Origin of the sequence: Novosphingobium sp. Chol11 (assembly GCF_900218065.1) — a bacterium.
Taxonomy (GTDB): Bacteria; Pseudomonadota; Alphaproteobacteria; order Sphingomonadales; family Sphingomonadaceae; genus Sphingobium; species Sphingobium agri.
On sequence record NZ_OBMU01000008.1, the window covers coordinates 1 to 3231 of the forward strand.

General features: G+C 62.9%; 4 protein-coding genes and 1 pseudogene. 2 read left to right on the forward strand and 3 right to left on the reverse strand.

Going from position 1 to position 3231, the window contains the following annotated elements:
- A pseudogene (locus NCHOL11_RS18740) lies at positions 1 to 90 on the forward strand (single-stranded DNA-binding protein); the annotation flags it as partial.
- Between the two features lie 267 nt (positions 91 to 357).
- On the opposite strand, the gene NCHOL11_RS17870 reads toward NCHOL11_RS18740, so the two are convergent.
- The 3 genes from NCHOL11_RS17870 to NCHOL11_RS17880 all read right to left on the reverse strand — a co-directional run bounded on the left by NCHOL11_RS17870 (position 358) and on the right by NCHOL11_RS17880 (position 2141).
- Complete coding sequence (locus NCHOL11_RS17870; protein WP_097093832.1) at positions 358 to 1257, reverse strand: UTP--glucose-1-phosphate uridylyltransferase; 900 nt, start codon at positions 1255 to 1257, stop codon at positions 358 to 360.
- Between the two features lie 86 nt (positions 1258 to 1343).
- Positions 1344 to 1772: a hypothetical protein gene (locus NCHOL11_RS17875; protein ID WP_097093833.1), complete on the reverse strand. Its 429-nt coding sequence runs from the start codon at positions 1770 to 1772 to the stop codon at positions 1344 to 1346.
- A 195-nt stretch (positions 1773 to 1967) separates the two neighbouring features.
- Positions 1968 to 2141, reverse strand: a complete 174-nt coding sequence (locus NCHOL11_RS17880) for a DUF1674 domain-containing protein (RefSeq protein WP_097093834.1) — start codon at positions 2139 to 2141, stop codon at positions 1968 to 1970.
- Between the two features lie 47 nt (positions 2142 to 2188).
- Here NCHOL11_RS17880 and htpX point away from each other — a divergent pair, with 47 nt between their 5' ends.
- Positions 2189 to 3163 (forward strand): zinc metalloprotease HtpX, encoded by a 975-nt coding sequence (htpX, locus tag NCHOL11_RS17885; RefSeq protein ID WP_441339511.1) that lies wholly within the window; start codon positions 2189 to 2191, stop codon positions 3161 to 3163.
- Positions 3164 to 3231 lie beyond the last annotated feature (68 nt).

Sequence of the window (3231 nt, forward strand, 5' to 3'; positions counted from 1 at the left end):
GGCAGCGGCGGCCGCTCATCGGGCGGCGGGCGCGGCGGCGCGGGCGGGCCGAATTTCGACAATGATCTGGATGATGAAGTGCCGTTCTGAGGGTTTTGTTTTGGCATGGATAAAAGGGCGGCTCCGAGAGGGCCGCCTTTTTTTATGCGTGTTGGGGAACGTCAGAACATGCGCCTCCCATAGCCCTTCAAACTAGGTATGTGACTCGTTCGAAGGGCTATGGGTGGGCGCGAGCGGAGCGAACTCCTGCGCTGGCGTTGCTAAACTTGGCTGATGTTGCGCTGGCCCACCCCCGGCCCCTCCCGCTTGCGGGAGGGGAGATGAGGAGCAGGGCTAGCCTTTTTTCCGGCAATGCCCTTAAGCGGCAGCGGCGATCGTCGTTGCGCCTAGTTCGGCCAGGGCGAATTCACGGATATGTTCGCCAAGGTCCTCGCGTTCCAGCGCGAGTGCCAGGTTGGCTTCGATATAGCCCGCCTTTGACCCGCAGTCGAAGCGACGGCCATCGAAGGTCACGCCGTGGAAGGGCTGTTGCCCGATCATCGAGGCCATGGCGTCGGTCAGCTGGATCTCGCCGCCCGCGCCCTTTTCCTGCGTGGCGAGGATCTTCATGACCTCTGGCTGCAGGATATAGCGGCCCGGCAGGATGAGGTTGGACGGCGCGGTACCGGGCGCGGGCTTTTCAACGAGGCCCTTAACTTCGGTGAGCGGGCCATTGCGTTCGCCCGGATCGATCACGCCGTAGCTTGGGGTGTCGGCCATCGGCACTTCCAGCGCGCAGACGAGGTTGCCGCCCACCTGATCATAGGCTTCGACCATCTGCTTGAGGCAGCCACGGCCGGGAGCGCCCTTCATGAACTCGTCGGGCAACAGGATGGCGAAGGGTTCATCGCCGACGATGTCACGCGCGCACCAGATGGCGTGGCCGAGGCCGAGCGGCTCCTGCTGGCGCAGGAAGACCGCGTTGCCGGGTGCGAGGCGCGTGCCGTCAAGGGCGGACAGGTCCTTGCCGCGCTCCCGCTGGGTCGCTTCGGCTTCGAAGGCCATGTCGAAATAATCCTCGATCGCGCCCTTGCCGCGCCCGGTGATGAAGATCATCTGCTCGATCCCCGCCTCGCGCGCTTCGTCGACGGCATATTGGATCAGCGGGCGGTCGACGACCGGCAGCAATTCCTTGGGCACCGACTTGGTGGCAGGCAGGAAGCGCGTGCCGAGGCCTGCGACAGGAAACACGGCTTTGCGTATCGGCTTGTAGGGCATGGTACTCCATTCTCGCTAGACGCGCGGACAGGCTTCGCCCTCCACGCGTCAAAGGTCAAGCATAGCGGGAGGATTACCTCGCCCGGTCAGACGGCCAGCAGGCGCTGCGCCACCGTTTCGAGCGAAGAGATCTCCGCATCGAGGTGATCAAGCGAGACATGCGTGTGATTGTTCCGCGCGTCGCGGCAGGTAAAGCCGCCGGGCGCTGGCTGCTGAAAGCCGCCAATGATGAGCGACCGGAAGCGATCGATCCTTTGCATGTGCCGCTCGATATCCGAAATCTCCGTCAAGGCGCTGGCGTTGCGCTTGTCACGCATCGCCACCATGGTGCGGAGTTCCGTCATCAGTTTCGCCATTCCAGGGCGCGTCCGGGTGCCGACGGTTCGCACGTCACCCATGGCTTCCCGCATCATGGCGATTTTCGCCTCCAGACTCTGTTCCAGCATCGTCCAGGCACAGACCAGACGACCCACGGCACAGAGCAGCGCCGCGTCCTCCGGCGCATATTCAGACACCGCCCTCACTTTTATCTCAGCTATATGATTCACGACCCGCCCCCGGCTTGTTTTCTTCCTTTGCCCGCATGAATCCTGCACAAAAACAGGCAGTAAAGGCTAGAGGCGGAAGTGTACATCGCCCGCAAGGAGGGCACAGGCCAGCGGAAGACGTGCAGAATCAGCGATGAACCGATCAAATGTGATCAGCCGGGTTCAAAAATCGATCGCGATCCCCTTGCGCTCCCAGTCGCCGTATCGGACCGGGCTCAGTTCCTCGTCATGGCGCGAGGGTCGATCCAGAGGATCGGGCTGAGGCACCGGTGGACTCTTCGACAGGTGCTCGGGCGGCTTCACATGCGCGGGGCGCTTGCCGTTATAGGTTCCCATGTTCAAAAGCCTTTCGATTGTGGCGCCGTGCCGGCAACCCCATATTCATGCATGGCCTGCTATCTGGGCCGCAAAGGAGTGGAAGACAAGTGAGCGGTTTCAAGACGGTGATGCTGTTGTCGGCGCTGACGGCGCTGTTCATGGCTCTGGGTTATACGCTGGGCGGCAGCGGCGGGGCGATGATCGCGCTGCTGGTGGCGGCGGGCATGAACCTGTTCACCTTCTGGAATGCCGACAAGATCGTCCTGTCGATGCACAATGCGCGGGAGGTGGATGCTGAGAGCGCTCCGGAATTTTACGGGCTGGTGCGCGATCTGGCGCAGCGGGCGCAGCTGCCCATGCCGCGCGTCTACCTGATCGACGAACCGCACCCGAACGCCTTTGCCACCGGCCGCAATCCCGAACATGCCGCCGTGGCAGCGACGACGGGCCTGCTGTCGATGCTGAGCCGTGATGAGGTTGCGGGCGTGATGGCGCATGAACTTGCCCATGTGAAGAATCGCGACACGCTGATCATGACCATGGTCGCGACGATCGCGGGCGCGGTGTCGATGCTCGCCAATTTCGGCCTGTTCTTCCGGGGCGGTAATGAGGAGAATGGGCATGGCAACATGCTGGCGACACTGATGGCGGTGATCGTCGCGCCCTTTGCCGCTATGATCGTGCAGATGGCGATCAGCCGCACGCGCGAATATGGCGCTGACGCCGCTGGAGCGGAAATCAGCGGCAACCCGCGCGCGTTGGCGTCGGCGCTTGCAAAGATTTCCGGCAAGGCGGAGATGATCCCCAACCATGTGGCTGAACGCAATCCGGCCGCAGCCCAGCTCTATATCGTTCCCGTGCATGTCAGCGAGCTGTTCTCCACCCACCCCGCCACGGAAAAGCGCATCGCCGCCCTGGAGGAGATGGCGGGAGGCATGGCTATTCCCGCTCCTTCAGCCCCGCGCGCGTCGGCATTGAGCTCCGTGGCGACGCCCAAGCGTCGACGGTCGAGCGCGCTTGATCCACTGGGGCGGAATTGAGGTCTTGATTTTGCCGTCATGCCAGCGAAGGCTGGCATCTCATGCAGCTGCGCATAGAGGCCTGAGAT